The organism is Streptomyces sp. NBC_00377 (genome assembly GCF_036075115.1).
In the GTDB taxonomy this organism is placed as follows: Bacteria; Actinomycetota; Actinomycetes; order Streptomycetales; family Streptomycetaceae; genus Streptomyces.
The window spans coordinates 1,133,110-1,145,061 of record NZ_CP107958.1 but is presented as its reverse complement, the minus strand read 5'-3'; the positions used below and the strand labels follow the sequence as shown (position 1 = coordinate 1,145,061).

General features: G+C 72.0%; 15 protein-coding genes and 1 pseudogene. 8 read left to right on the top strand and 8 right to left on the bottom strand.

The window, feature by feature from the left end; genetic code table 11:
- Positions 1-75 precede the first annotated feature (75 nt).
- Positions 76-447: a tetratricopeptide repeat protein gene (locus OHS71_RS05170; RefSeq protein ID WP_328477250.1), complete on the bottom strand. Its 372-nt coding sequence runs from the start codon at positions 445-447 to the stop codon at positions 76-78.
- 155 nt (positions 448-602) lie between these two features.
- Here OHS71_RS05170 and OHS71_RS05165 point away from each other — a divergent pair, with 155 nt between their 5' ends.
- Positions 603-1,463 carry an oxygenase MpaB family protein gene (locus OHS71_RS05165; protein ID WP_328477248.1) on the top strand — a complete coding sequence of 287 codons (861 nt, stop codon included), beginning with the start codon at positions 603-605 and terminating at the stop codon, positions 1,461-1,463.
- A gap of 69 nt (positions 1,464-1,532) precedes the next feature.
- Here the strand turns inward: OHS71_RS05165 and OHS71_RS05160 are convergent, their stop codons facing one another.
- From OHS71_RS05160 to OHS71_RS05145, 4 genes are all read right to left on the bottom strand, one after another.
- Complete coding sequence (locus tag OHS71_RS05160; protein WP_328477246.1) at positions 1,533-2,054, bottom strand: cupin domain-containing protein; 522 nt, start codon at positions 2,052-2,054, stop codon at positions 1,533-1,535.
- A 219-nt stretch (positions 2,055-2,273) separates the two neighbouring features.
- Positions 2,274-3,239 (bottom strand): pirin family protein, encoded by a 966-nt coding sequence (locus OHS71_RS05155; protein ID WP_328477244.1) that lies wholly within the window; start codon positions 3,237-3,239, stop codon positions 2,274-2,276.
- 74 nt (positions 3,240-3,313) lie between these two features.
- Positions 3,314-3,802, bottom strand: coding sequence for a hypothetical protein (locus tag OHS71_RS05150; RefSeq protein ID WP_328477243.1), 489 nt, complete (start codon positions 3,800-3,802; stop codon positions 3,314-3,316).
- 26 nt (positions 3,803-3,828) lie between these two features.
- Positions 3,829-4,290 carry an ATP-binding protein gene (locus OHS71_RS05145; RefSeq protein ID WP_328477241.1) on the bottom strand — a complete coding sequence of 154 codons (462 nt, stop codon included), beginning with the start codon at positions 4,288-4,290 and terminating at the stop codon, positions 3,829-3,831.
- Between the two features lie 128 nt (positions 4,291-4,418).
- On the opposite strand from OHS71_RS05145, the gene OHS71_RS05140 reads away from it, so the two are divergent.
- Entirely contained in the window at positions 4,419-4,649 is a 231-nt protein-coding gene (locus OHS71_RS05140) for a DUF397 domain-containing protein (protein ID WP_328477239.1), read from the top strand.
- 143 nt (positions 4,650-4,792) lie between these two features.
- A complete protein-coding gene (locus OHS71_RS05135; protein ID WP_328477237.1) occupies positions 4,793-5,716 on the top strand; it encodes a helix-turn-helix domain-containing protein in 924 nt (307 codons plus the stop codon).
- An 11-nt stretch (positions 5,717-5,727) separates the two neighbouring features.
- Here the strand turns inward: OHS71_RS05135 and OHS71_RS05130 are convergent, their stop codons facing one another.
- Positions 5,728-6,546 (bottom strand): SAM-dependent methyltransferase, encoded by an 819-nt coding sequence (locus OHS71_RS05130; protein ID WP_328477235.1) that lies wholly within the window; start codon positions 6,544-6,546, stop codon positions 5,728-5,730.
- A gap of 182 nt (positions 6,547-6,728) precedes the next feature.
- On the opposite strand from OHS71_RS05130, the gene OHS71_RS05125 reads away from it, so the two are divergent.
- From OHS71_RS05125 to OHS71_RS05115, 3 genes are all read left to right on the top strand, one after another.
- The gene (locus OHS71_RS05125) at positions 6,729-7,448 is read left to right on the top strand and encodes a helix-turn-helix transcriptional regulator (protein ID WP_328477233.1); all 720 of its coding nucleotides are present in this window, start codon (positions 6,729-6,731) and stop codon (positions 7,446-7,448) included.
- A complete protein-coding gene (locus OHS71_RS05120; protein WP_328477231.1) occupies positions 7,445-8,422 on the top strand; it encodes a pyridoxal-phosphate dependent enzyme in 978 nt (325 codons plus the stop codon). The genes OHS71_RS05125 and OHS71_RS05120 overlap by 4 nt, the downstream gene beginning before the upstream one ends.
- A gap of 152 nt (positions 8,423-8,574) precedes the next feature.
- Positions 8,575-8,934, top strand: a complete 360-nt coding sequence (locus tag OHS71_RS05115) for a cupin domain-containing protein (protein WP_328477229.1) — start codon at positions 8,575-8,577, stop codon at positions 8,932-8,934.
- Positions 8,935-8,950: 16 nt separating this feature from the next.
- Here the strand turns inward: OHS71_RS05115 and OHS71_RS05110 are convergent, their stop codons facing one another.
- Both OHS71_RS05110 and OHS71_RS05105 read right to left on the bottom strand, forming a co-directional pair.
- Entirely contained in the window at positions 8,951-10,303 is a 1,353-nt protein-coding gene (locus tag OHS71_RS05110; RefSeq protein ID WP_328477227.1) for a vWA domain-containing protein, read from the bottom strand.
- A complete protein-coding gene (locus tag OHS71_RS05105; RefSeq protein WP_328477225.1) occupies positions 10,300-11,157 on the bottom strand; it encodes an AAA family ATPase in 858 nt (285 codons plus the stop codon). The genes OHS71_RS05110 and OHS71_RS05105 overlap by 4 nt, the downstream gene beginning before the upstream one ends.
- Before the next feature lie 122 nt (positions 11,158-11,279).
- Between OHS71_RS05105 and OHS71_RS05100 the strand changes: the two genes are divergently transcribed.
- Together OHS71_RS05100 and OHS71_RS05095 are read left to right on the top strand one after the other, a co-directional pair.
- Positions 11,280-11,858 carry a hypothetical protein gene (locus OHS71_RS05100; protein ID WP_328477223.1) on the top strand — a complete coding sequence of 193 codons (579 nt, stop codon included), beginning with the start codon at positions 11,280-11,282 and terminating at the stop codon, positions 11,856-11,858.
- Position 11,859: 1 nt separating this feature from the next.
- A pseudogene (locus tag OHS71_RS05095) lies at positions 11,860-11,946 on the top strand (ubiquinol-cytochrome c reductase iron-sulfur subunit); the annotation flags it as partial.
- Between the last annotated feature and the right edge of the window lie 6 nt (positions 11,947-11,952).

Here is an 11,952-nt window from a genome sequence, read left to right as displayed (position 1 = left end):
CGGCGGTGACGCGCACCGCCGGGCCGCTCGTCGCTTCGGGCCAGGGCTTCGGCCCGGTTCCCGGGCGCCTTCGGCTCAGGCCTCGGGGAAGTCCCCGGCCAGCGCCGCGGCGAGCCGCAGGTGCGGTCCCGCCTCCTGGTGCCGTCCCTGTCGCTCCAGGGTGCGGCCCAGCATCAGCCGGGCGTAGTGCTCCACCGGGTCCCGCTCGACGATCACTCGCAACTCGGCCTCGGCGCGGAGGAGTTGGGCCGAGTGGTAGTAGGCGCGGGCCAGCAGCAGCCGTGGTCCGGTCTGCTCCGGCACCTCCTCGACCAGCCCGACCAGCACCCGCGCGGCGGCGGTGTACTCCTTCGCGGCGAAGAACAGCTGGGCCCGGTCCCACCGCTCGGCCGCCGTTCCCTGCGCGTAGTAGGCGGCTTCGTCGGTCTTCCTGTATGTCGCGTCCACTCGTGCCTCCTTCGACGCCGACAACCGGGTACAGAGGTTGAATATTCCACTACCCGGCGTGGGGCACCGGCCGCCTCCGCCGGACTGCGCCGCGGCCGTGCCCGCATGCGGGAGGGCATCGCGGACACTGGGTAGCAGATGAAGGGAGGCCGACGGTGCTGACCGTAGTCCGTGAACAACTGGGCCGAGCCCTGTTCCGCCGTGTCGCCGGCCCCGGCGGACCGGCGACACGGGCCCGCATTCATGACACCCCGGGCCCGCGCTGGTTCGGGCCGGACCGCCCGATCCGCACCGTGCACGGCGACGCCTCGATGTTCATCGGGGGGCTGAGCGCACTGCTGTTGCAGTCCCTGCACCCGCTCGCCATGGCGGCGGTGGCCGGGCACTCCGGCTATCGCGGCGACCCCTGGGGCCGGCTTCAGCGCACCAGCACCTTCCTGGCCGTGACGACCTACGGCACGGCCGCGGACGCCCAGCGGGCGGTCGACACCGTCCGTGGCATCCACGAGCGCATCCGCGGGACGACGGCCGGGGGCGTGCCGTACCACGCCGCCGATCCGCACCTGCTCGGCTGGGTGCACGCCGCCGAGACGGACAGCTTCCTGCGGGCACACGAACGCTACGGCGCCCACCCGCTGGACGCCGCCGGCTACGACGCCTACGTCGCCGACACCGCGCGTGTCGCCGAGGCGCTGGGGGTGGAGGACCCACCACGCGACCGCCGCGAGCTGGCGGAGCGCCTGACCGCCTACCGGCCGGAACTCCGGGCCACACCCGAGGCCCGGGCCGCCGCCCGCTTCCTGCTGTTCCAGCCTCCCCTGCCCCTCGCGGTGCGACCCCTCTACGGCGGCCTGGCGGCCAACGCCGTGGTGCTGCTCCCGCCCTGGGCCCGCGGGATGCTCTGGCTGCCCCGGGTGCCTGTCGTCGAGGACCTCGCCGTACGTCCCACCGGACATGTCCTGACCCGGACCATCCGCTGGGCCATGGCCCCCGCGCGCCCGTCCGGCCCGACGTGAGCGGGCGGGACGGAGAGCTCCGGCGACCGGGCCCGGCGACGGGGGATCAGGGGCGGCCCGCGGGCGGCCTCAACCGCGACCGGCGGCGAGCGCCTCGCGCCACGCCGGGCTGTCGACGTAGTGGTTGTCGAACCGCTCCGAGGAGTCCTTGATCTCCTGCGGGTCGGCCTCGCCGCGCATCACCCGGCCGAGGAGCCGCAGGTAGTCGAAGCGGCCGGCACCCGGGGTGAAGACGAACAGGACGTCGGCCGTCCTGCCGGGCGCCGCGGCGAAGGCGTGCGGGGTGTGCGGCGGCACGACGAGGAAGTCGCCCGTCTCCAGGACGGTGACCTCCTCGCCCACCAGCACCTGGAGCGCGCCGTCGATCACGAAGAACGCCTCGGACGCCTTGGTGTGCAGATGGGCGGGTGCTCCGACCGCGCCTTCGGCGAACGTCGACCGGTAGCTGGTGAGCCGCCCGCCGGTGTGGTCGGAGTCCGCGAGCAGCGTCATGACACTGCTGGGGTCGCGGGTCGTCTCGGCGTCGGCGGCGCGGGTGAGGACCGGGGCGAGGTCCGTGGTCTGCGTCGTCTCGTTCTTCGCTGTCGTCATGACTACGACTCTAGGGGGTCGATCGACCGGCGGCAGGGTGCATTCGGAGGCCGAAATCATGGGTCAATTCCCGTGATCCTCCCGGCTTCGGGGAGTACGTCTCCCGGATGATCAGCGCCCACGCCCGCTGCCGGTTCCACCGGTTCGGACGCGGGCGCCGAGGCGCGCTTCAGCAGACGTCTCCGTGGCCGGGGTCCGGGGGAGCGTGCGGATTCCCGATCAGCGCACCCGTCCCCGTGGCTTGAGCGGTGTGGCCGGCAGCTCCGGGGCCGGCAGCGGCCCCCCGTCGTAGCCCTTCACCTCGCCGAAACGGTCGCCCTTCATCCAGTCCTCGCGAGCCCGGGCGATTTCCTCGTGGGAGCGGGCGACGAAGTTCCACCACATGACGAGCTCCTCCTCGAACGGCTCGCCGCCCAGGAGCATCAGGCCCGCGTCGGACTCGGCCCGCAGGGGCAGCTCGGTGCGGCCGCACCCGAGGTAGAGCATCGAGCCCGGCAGCACGGGCACCCCGTCCACATGCGCTTCGCCGGACATCGACAGCACGCCGTACTCGAAGTCGGGCTCCAGCGGCAGCCGGACGTCGGCGCCCCGGGCGAGTGTCAGGTCGGCGCCCACGAGAGGGCTGTACGAGGTGCCGGGGGAGACGGAGCCGTCGAGGTCGCCGAGGAGCACGGTGGCCTTGAGCCCGGGGGCCGTGACCGTGGGCAGGCCGGCATGGTGCTCGAAGCGGGGGTCGGTGTGCCGGTGGGCGTCGGGCAGTGCGACCCACAGCTGGGCGCCGTGCAGATACCGGGCGTGCGACCGCGGGCTCTCCTCGGAGTGGCTGATCGCCCGACCTGAGGTCATCAGTCCGAGTTCCCTGGGGCGCACCGTTTGCAGGCTGCCGGTCGAGTCGCGGTGGAGCACCTCGCCCTCGTGCAGCCAGCTGACGGTTTGCAGACCCATGTGCGGGTGCGGCGGAACCTGCATGCCGGGCTCGTCGGCGATGTCGTCGGGGCCGTAGTGGTCGACGAAGGCCCAGGCCCCGATCATGCGGCGGCCGAGGTTCGGCAGCAGCCGGCGCACCTCGGTCGCCTCGCCGAGCTTCACGTGCCGGGGGCTCAGCAGTTCGCGGACGGGTTCGGCGACGACGAATCCACGGCCGCCGCAGACACTCGGCACGGGCGCGCGGTCAAGGTTGCTCATGCGGTCAAACCTAGCGGTCGGGCGCGGCCGTGGGCAGAAGGAGCGGTACCGGTTCCGCATACCCCGGCGCGGGTTCAGTCCGCCAGGGCCGCGGCGAGTTCCGTGGTCGCCCGCACTATCTCGGCGTCCCGCTCGGCGAGGAGCTGGCGCAGGACATCGCGCTGGGCGTGCACGGCGTGGTGGGCCGCCCGTTCCCATGCCACGTAGTTGTCGGGGTGGTGCAGCAGCTTGGGGTACGCGGCGGCGGTGATCTCCCACTGCCGGGTGTCCGCGATGCTCTTGAGCAGCCGCAGGATGTCCGCACGGCAGGTGACCTGGGGGAGCCGCACGAGTTCCCAGAGGAAGGGCACCGTGGCCGCCGTCGCCTGGTCGACGACGAAGCCGAACTGGCAGATGCGGCGGCGGAGTTGGCCGAGTGCGGACTCGGCGCTCTCGGCGTCCCCCCGGGCGAGCGTGGTGAGCAGGAAGGGGATGCCAGCGGCGGAGCCCGTGGAGTCCTTGATCTCGGGCCAGGGCACGTGGGCCAGGTCCTTGAGCGGTGCGGTTCTCTTCGTGGCAGTCATGTCAGATGTCAGGGAGGGGGTCGGGGTCAGGACGGGGGGCGGGTCACCAGCATGGCCCAGACGGTCTTGCCCACGGGGGCGCGGCGGGTCCAGCCCCAGTGCTCGGACAGGGCCTCGACGATGTGCAGTCCGCGGCCGTGTTCGAGGAGGTCGTCCGCACCGTGCGGGTAGACGGGCAGGCTGTCGCTCGGGTCGGTGACCGCGCACACCAGATGGGAGCGGCGCAGGGTGAGTCTGAGCCGCACATGGAACTCGTCCGTCGAGCTGTCCGGCAGCCCGTGCAGGACGGCGTTGGCGGCCAGTTCCGTGATGACGGTGACCGCGTCGTCGATGCAGTGGCCCAGGGACCAGCAGTCGAGCGTGCGCTGGGTGAACTCACGTGCCCGGGCGAATCCCGCCCCGCTGCCCATGAGATGCAGGGCGGCGGTTCTGGGCGCGTCGCGAACGGGGACGGACTCGTGGCTCCGGAACTGCGCAGGTGATGACACGGTGCATCTCCCTGAGGCGACGTCAGGACGTGGTCGGAAGTGCGTTTGACGGCATGGTTATTATCCACGCTGACGAGGTCCTCGTGCAATTTCACGGGAAATTGCGCGTACGAGCGAGGGAGATTGCAGTGTCGTCAGTGTCGAACGGAGTGCCGGCGAGCTCGCTGGGCGCCCGCTGGATCAAGAGCAGTCACAGCAACGCCGAGGGCAACTGCGTCGAGGTCGCGGCGCTGGACGGGGGAGGAGTCGCGCTGCGCAACTCCCGTGATCCCGACGGTCCGGCGCTGGTGTACACGCCGGCCGAGGTGGCCGCGTTCGTGGCCGGGGCGAAGGACGGCGAGTTCGACCACCTGGTCTGAGCCGGCGCCCTTGCGGGCCGGCCACCCTGCCGCGAGCTGCTCCGTGGGCACTTCATGGGAACCCAATTCCCGTGCCGCGTGCGGCCGGAGGGCTTCGGATGCGATACTTCGCTCTGTCGTCTGCCGGTCCACGGGGAGTCAGGATGTCTGCCGAGTCGCCTCGAGTGTCTCGCCTCGAACCGTATCTGAACCGGGCCGAGCCCGCCCCGACCTTGCTGAAAATGCTGGTCGGCGTTCAGCTGGCGGGTATCCGGGAGGACGCCGGTCTCTCCCAGGACCAGGCCGCGCGCTCCCTCGGATTCAGCCCGGCCAAGCTGTCGCGCATCGAGGCGGGCAAGGGACGCAGGCCGCCCGTCGAGGCGGACGTCCGCGCGCTCCTGTCGTTGTACAAGGCCGACGACCACGAGGCCTCGGTACTGATCCGACTGCTGCGGCAGGCGGGCGAACCCGGCTGGTGGCAGCGGTACGACAAACGGCTGATGCCCGAGTGGTTCGACCGGCTGGTCGGGCTCCAGGAGGCGGCCACGGCGATCCGTACCTTCGAGATCCAGTACGTGCCCGGCCTGTTGCAGACACCCGCCTACGCGCGCGCCGTCGTGGAGCGGGGGCTGCCGTCGGCGGCGCCGCGGGAGGTCGAGCGCCGGGTGGAGCTGCGGACGCGGCGCACCGAACTGCTGCGGCGGACGGACGCCCCACAGCTCTGGGCGGTCCTCGACGAGTCGGTGCTGCTGCGCGTGCTGGGCGGCCGCGACGTGATGCGCGAGCAGCTGAACCACCTGGTGGAGATGGCGGGGCTGCCCCACGTCGCGCTCCAGGTGGTGCCGTTGGACGTCACCCACGCCTCGGCGCCGGCCATACCGGTCACCTACCTGCGCTTCGGCGGCGCCGATCTGCCCGACGTCGTCTATCTGGAGCAGATCCGCAGCGCGACCTTCCTGGAGGACCGGGACGAGACGGAGGAGTACCGGGTCGCGCTGGACCGGCTGGCGGACGAGGCGCTCGATCCGCGTGAGTCCCTGGCGCTGCTGAAGGAGACGGCGGAGCGGCGCTATCCCGCCGCCCCGTGAGGTGAGACGGCTCAGGACAGGCGGCCGACACCGCCGAACTCGATCCACTCCTGGGTGAGTTGGCGCGGGGTGACCTCGGTGTCGGGCCGCCAGGTGGAGACCTCCACCAGTCCCGGATCGAGGATCTGGGTGCCCTCGAAGAGCGCGGCGACGTCCTTCTCCTGGCGCACCCGGCCCCAGTGGCCCTGCGTCGCCTTGTCCATGAAGTCGGTGACGAACGCCCTGACCTGGGGGTCCTCGCTGACCAGCTGACACATCACCAGGAAGCTGCCGGGGGCGAGGCGTTCGGTCACCCGGCGGACCACCGCCTGCGGCCCGTCGGTCTCGCTGTCGGGGATGCAGTGGAAGACCGAGTTGAACAGCACGGCCACCGGCTGGGAGAAGTCGATCAGCCGTCGGGTGTCCTCGTGCGCGAAGATCGCCTCCGTCTCCCGCAGGTCGGCGTGGATGACGGTGGTCCGCCGGTCCTGCTCCAGCAGTGCCCGTCCGTGCACGAGCACCATGGGGTCGTTGTCGACGTAGACGACACGCGCGCTGGAGTCGACGCGCTGGGCGACCTGGTGCACGTTGTCCTGGGTCGGCAGGCCGGAGCCGTGGTCGAGGAACTGCCGGATCCCGAACTCCTGCGCGAGGGTCCTGACGACGCGTTGCAGGAAACGCCGGTTGTTCAGCGCGAGGGCGCGGGTGCTCGGGACGACCTTGTCGAGTTCCTCGCAGGCCGCGCGGTCGACCGCGTAGTTGTCCTTGCCGCCCAGGTAGTGGTCGTACATACGGGCGGCCGTGGGCACCCCCGCGTCGATCGCCGTGGACAGCTGCCTGCCAGGCTGCATCTCTTCCCCCAGTTCGCTGCCGTGCCACGGGCTGGCGCGTCGGACAACACATCCTAGGGAAACCGTAATTGACAGCACCACCCCTGATCGGCGGTTCCCCTGAAGGTGTCGAGGGAGGCGTCGGACACGGGACCGCTTCTGGACTCTGCGTCCAGCCTCTGGACGTGTGGTCTAATTGTCGTATGGAATCCCTGGAGGCCGAGCGGGACGTGATCCTGCGTGCGCTCACCCCCGTCGTCGACGGGATCGCCGCGACGTTCGGGCCGGTCTGCGACGTCGTGCTGCACGACTACCGGCGGCCGGATAGGTCCGTCGTCGCCGTCGCGGGCTCGGTGACGGGGCGGACGGTCGGCGGGGCGATGAGCGAGATCGGCATGCGCATCCTGGCCCGCGGCGACGACGCCGACGACGAGCTGAACTACGTCACCCGCACCAGTGCCGGAAGAACGGTGAAGTCGTCCACGATGGTGCTGCGCGACTCCACCGGCGCGGTGTTCGGAGCGCTGTGCGTCAACGTGGACGTCACCGGGCTGGAGCGGGTGCAGGGCCTGCTGGCCGCGCTCGCGGGGGCGGCCGGGGCACGGGCCGAGGCGCCTGTGACGACGTTCGGCGACGACATCGACTCCGTCGTCGACGCCCTCCTCGACGACCGTCTGCGACGTCAGGACCAGACCTGGGCCGCCCTCGACCGGCCGCGTCGCCTGGCCCTGTTCCGCAGCCTGGACGAACGCGGCGTCTTCGCCGTGCGCCGCGCCATCGAGCAGGTCGCCGCCCGCCTGGGCATCTCCCGGGCCTCCGCCTACAGCTATCTCTCCCAGGCCAGAACCACCCACCGGAGCGGTGCCGAAGACACCGCCGGTAAGGCCGGCCCCGACGACCACCCCGAGGGAGCACACCCGTGACGACCACACCTCCGCCGATCACCCTCGACGACGTGCGCGACGCGGCCGCCCGGCTCAAGGGCGTCGCGCACCGCACGCCCGTACTGCGCTCCCGCACCCTGGACGCACTGGTGGGCGCCGAGGTCCACCTGAAGTGCGAGAACTTCCAGCGCGTCGGCGCGTTCAAGTTCCGTGGCGCCTACAACGCGGCCTCCCGGCTGGCCCCGGAGCAGCTCGCCCGGGGCATCGCCGCGTACTCCTCGGGCAACCACGCGCAGGCCGTCGCCCTGGCCGCGCGGGAACTCGGGACCACCGCGGTGATCGTCATGCCCGAGGACGCGCCCGGCTCCAAGCGGGCGGCGACGGAGGGCTACGGCGCCGAGATCGTGACGTACGACCGCTACGCCGGTGACCGGGTGGCCATCGCCGAGGCGCTGGCCGCCGACCGGGGTCTGGCGCTGATCCCGCCCTACGAGCATCCGCACGTCATGGCGGGCCAGGGCACCGCCGCGCTCGAACTCGTCGAGGAGGCAGGCGATCTGGACGCCCTGCTGGTGCCGGTCGGGGGCGGCGGGCTGATCGCCGGCAGCGCCACCGCGGTCAAGGGACTGCGGCCGGACACCCGGATCGTGGGTGTCGAACCGGAGGCCGGCGACGACACGAAGCGGTCGCTGGAGGCGGGCCGGCGGGTCGAGATCCCGGTGCCGCGCACCATCGCCGACGGCCAGGCCCTGCACACGCCGGGAGAGCTGACCTTCTCGGTGAACCGGCGGCTCGTGGACGAGATCGCCCTGGTCCGCGACGACGAGATCCGCGCGGCCATGCGGTTCGCCTTCGAACGCCTGAAGATCGTCGTGGAGCCGAGCGGAGCCACCCCGCTCGCCGCCCTCCTCGCCGGACGGGCCGGGAGCCTTCCGCGGCGCGTCGGTGTGATCGTCTCCGGCGGCAACATCGACACCACTCGCTTCGCCGAACTGTGCGGGAGCGCCGCCTAGGCCGGCCCCGAACGTCGCCGCCTCCGGCTGGCGGCTCTCCAGGGACGGGCGGAGGATGGAGGGATGGGGTCCGGCTCCCGACCGGCGACGCCCACGGCCGCCGGGGAGTGTGGCCCCGGCCGTGGTGAGGCACGGCCGGAAGGAGGAGCGTCATGATGGAAGTGAAGGCGCTCGAGAAGCCGGACGAGCGGCGCGATTTCCCCCGCGGCCACATCGAGGCCGTCCATATGACGGGGCTCGACTTCGCCGTGGCGACCTTCGAGCCCGGATGGCGGTGGTCGGAGTCGCTGGCGTCGGTATCGGGCACCGACACCTGCCAGATCCATCACAACGGGTACATGGTCAAGGGCCGCATGCACATCACCATGGACGAGGGCGGCGAGGGCGAACTGGGGCCGGGAGACGTCTTCGTCGTCCCGCCCGGTCACGACGCCTGGGTGGTGGGTGACGAACAGTGCGTGGTCTACGATTTCGCCGGGTCGATGGCCAAGGACTACGGAAAGGCCCAGTAGTTCCGGGAAAGCGCGGCTAGACCGGAAGCAACCGGCCGATCAGGGCACCGAGTTGGCGTGCGTTGCGGCACTCGTGCATCGCGACCAGCTCGGCGTACTCGGGAGCGGCCGAGTCCCCCGTGCCCCACAGGGAGCGCGGCTCCGGGTTCAGCCAGTGGACGTGGCGGGCCTGTTCGGCGATCCGGCGCAGCGCGGCCAGGTTGGGGTCGCTCATGTTGGTCCGGGCGTCGCCGAGTACGAACACCGTGCTGCGCGGGCCGACCGCCGCGCCGTACCGTTGCGCGAACTCGCCCAGGGCGACGCCGTAGTCGCTGCTGCCGTGGTAGCCCGTCAGGCTCGCCTCGGCCCGGATGCGGGCGCCGAGGCCCTCGGGGTCCGCCGCGCCGTGTTCGAGCAGGCCGGTCACCTCGTCGATCCGGTTGACGAAGGCGAAGACCCGCACCTTGCTGAACTGGTCGTGCAGCGCCTGCACCAGCAGCATCGTGAAGTCGGAGAAGCCGGACACGGACCCCGACACATCGCACAGCAGCACCAGTTCGGGGCGGGCCGGACGCCGGCGACGCAGCACGGGCCGCATCGGGACCCCGCCCGTCGACAGGGAGCCGCGCAGCGTGCGCCGCAGGTCGATCGTGCCCCGGGAGGCCCGGCGGCGGCGCGCGGCCATGCGGGTGGCGAGCTTGCGGGCCAACGGCTGTACCGTCCGCCGCAGTTCGGCCAGCCGGTCCTTCCCGGCGTACAGGAAGTCGACCCGGTCCGCGGTCGGTGCCACCGCCCGCCGGGCGATCTCGTCCCGCCCCCGCCGTTCGGCGACCCGGCGCCGGGCCTCTCCGGCCACCAGGGCACGGAAGCCCTGGATGCGCCGCCTGATCTCGTCCTCCAGGAGCCGGTCGGTGAACCCGGCCGCGCCGCCCCGGGAACGGATGTCGTCCCGCACCCGTGCCAGCAGCGTCTGCGGACGCAGCCGTTCCAGCGTCTGGTACGAGGACCAGCCGTCCGCGCCCGGTGAACTCCCGTACCCGCCCAGCCCGTCGACCGCCTCGATCGCGAGCCGGGCGAGCATTGCCGCATCGTCGTCGGCGAGCGCGGCGGCCAGCCGGTCACGCAGGTCGTCGCGGTCGCCGGGCTCCCCCTCGGGCGCGCCGACGCCGTGCGGGAAGTACAGGTCGAAGACGGTGTCGAACACCCGCCGTTGGTCCGCCGCGTGCAGCAGCGTCGCGGCCAGCCCCTCGCGCAGCAGGGCGCGGTCCGCGAACCCCAGCGCCGCCGCCGCCTCGGCGGCGTCCACCGTCTCGCCGGTGCCGACCCGCAGGCCGTGTGCCCGCAGCGCGGCGACGAAGCCGACCAGGCGGTCGGCGACCTCGGCGCTCACACGGCGTCCAGGTCGAGCTTCGCACCGGCCTTGAGGATGTCGTCCTGGTGCTTGAGGATCACGCCCAGACTCTCGCGGACGACGCCTTCGTCGAGGCTGGTGGCGCCCAGCGCGAGCAGGGTGCGCGCCCAGTCGATGGTCTCGGCGACGGAGGGCGCCTTGCGCAGGTCCATCGCGCGCAGCGCGCCGATCACCCGGACCACCGACTCGGCCAGCGCCGCTTCGATGCCGGGCACCTTCAGCCGGACGATCCGCCGCTCCAGCTCCTCCTCGGGGAAGTCGATGTGGAGGAAGAGACAGCGACGGCGCAGCGCCTCCGACAACTCACGGCTCGCGTTGGAGGTGAGCACGACGAACGGACGGCGCGTCGCGGTGATCGTGCCCAGTTCGGGAACCGTGACCTGGAAGTCGCTGAGCACCTCCAGGAGCAGCCCCTCCACCTCGACATCGGCCTTGTCGGTCTCGTCGATCAGCAGGACGGTCGGCTCGTCGCCGCGGATGGCGGTGAGCAGCGGGCGGGGGAGCAGGAACTCCTCGCTGAAGATGTCCGTGCGGGCCTCGTCCCAGGTTTCGTCCCGGCCCGCGCTGATGCGCAGCAGTTGCTTCGCGTGGTTCCACTCGTACAGCGCCCGCGACTCGTCGACGCCCTCGTAGCACTGGAGCCGCACGAGCCTGGCCCCCGCGACCTGTGCCACGGCCTTGGCGAGTTCCGTCTTGCCGACCCCGGCCGGGCCTTCCACCAGCAGTGGCTTGCCGAGCCGGTCGGCGAGGAAGACGGTCGTGGCGACGGCGGGGGAGGCCAGATAACCGCTCTCGGCGAGCCGGGCGCGGACATCGTCGACGGACGTGAACAACGGGGCCTCCGGGCGGGTCGGTCTCGGTTCTGGAGCGTGCTCGATCACCTATCTAAGCGCTTGTTCACCCCGGTGTCATCAGTGGTCGGGGCGTTGTCGGTGGCGGGCGGTACCTTGCGATCATGGGTATGTATCTGGTGAGCGTCACCGCGCAGGACTGGTCGCAGCCCGGCGAGGACGGATACGGGGACGTCGCCGCCGCGCTGAACGCCGAGCTGGAGCGGCGCGGGCTGCCCGCGTACGAGCCGCAGGACGCCGTACGGGACGCGCCGGGCTGGTTCGAGGAGAAGATCAGTCCCTCCATGGACGGCTTCACCGCGCTGTGCGCGGCGCAGCTGACCGACGCGGAGCTGTCGGCCCTCCTCGACTGGGCCGTGCTGGTGCCGTTGCCGTTGGAGGAGGAGATCCTGCTCCCCGTCGCCACCGCGTACGCCGGCGACGAGACGCCGGTCGCCGGGGCGCCGCGGGTCCTCGCCCTGGCCCGGCGGCTGGCCCGCGTCATCGGCCTGCCCCTGGACGCGATACCGGCGGGCGAGAACCTCGCACTGAGCCTGTGGTTCATGGAGGGCGGGGTGGCCAAGGCCGCCGAGGAGTGGCCGGGGCCGTGGACGAAGGACCTGGACGCGGCCTTCTACGTGGCCCTGTACCTGCGCGCCGCGCAGTACTCCCTCCGGTACGGCTGCCCGATGACCTACTCCTGACGAGCAGGCCTGGGAGTGCCCGTGCCACGGCTCGCGGTTCGACGTGCGCGGGCGGGTGGTGCAGGGCCCGGCGACCGGCCCCCTGGAGCCCCAC

Excerpts from the sequence above, each read along its gene's own strand:
- OHS71_RS05160 (WP_328477246.1), bottom strand. The coding sequence starts at position 2,054 with ATGACGACAGCGAAGAACGAGACGACGCAGACCACGGACCTCGCCCCG.
- OHS71_RS05155 (WP_328477244.1), bottom strand. The coding sequence starts at position 3,239 with ATGAGCAACCTTGACCGCGCGCCCGTGCCGAGTGTCTGCGGCGGCCGT.
- OHS71_RS05150 (WP_328477243.1), bottom strand. The coding sequence starts at position 3,802 with ATGACTGCCACGAAGAGAACCGCACCGCTCAAGGACCTGGCCCACGTG.
- OHS71_RS05135 (WP_328477237.1), top strand. The coding sequence starts at position 4,793 with ATGTCTGCCGAGTCGCCTCGAGTGTCTCGCCTCGAACCGTATCTGAAC.
- OHS71_RS05130 (WP_328477235.1), bottom strand. The coding sequence starts at position 6,546 with ATGCAGCCTGGCAGGCAGCTGTCCACGGCGATCGACGCGGGGGTGCCC.
- OHS71_RS05125 (WP_328477233.1), top strand. The coding sequence starts at position 6,729 with ATGGAATCCCTGGAGGCCGAGCGGGACGTGATCCTGCGTGCGCTCACC.
- OHS71_RS05115 (WP_328477229.1), top strand. The coding sequence starts at position 8,575 with ATGATGGAAGTGAAGGCGCTCGAGAAGCCGGACGAGCGGCGCGATTTC.
- OHS71_RS05100 (WP_328477223.1), top strand. The coding sequence starts at position 11,280 with ATGGGTATGTATCTGGTGAGCGTCACCGCGCAGGACTGGTCGCAGCCC.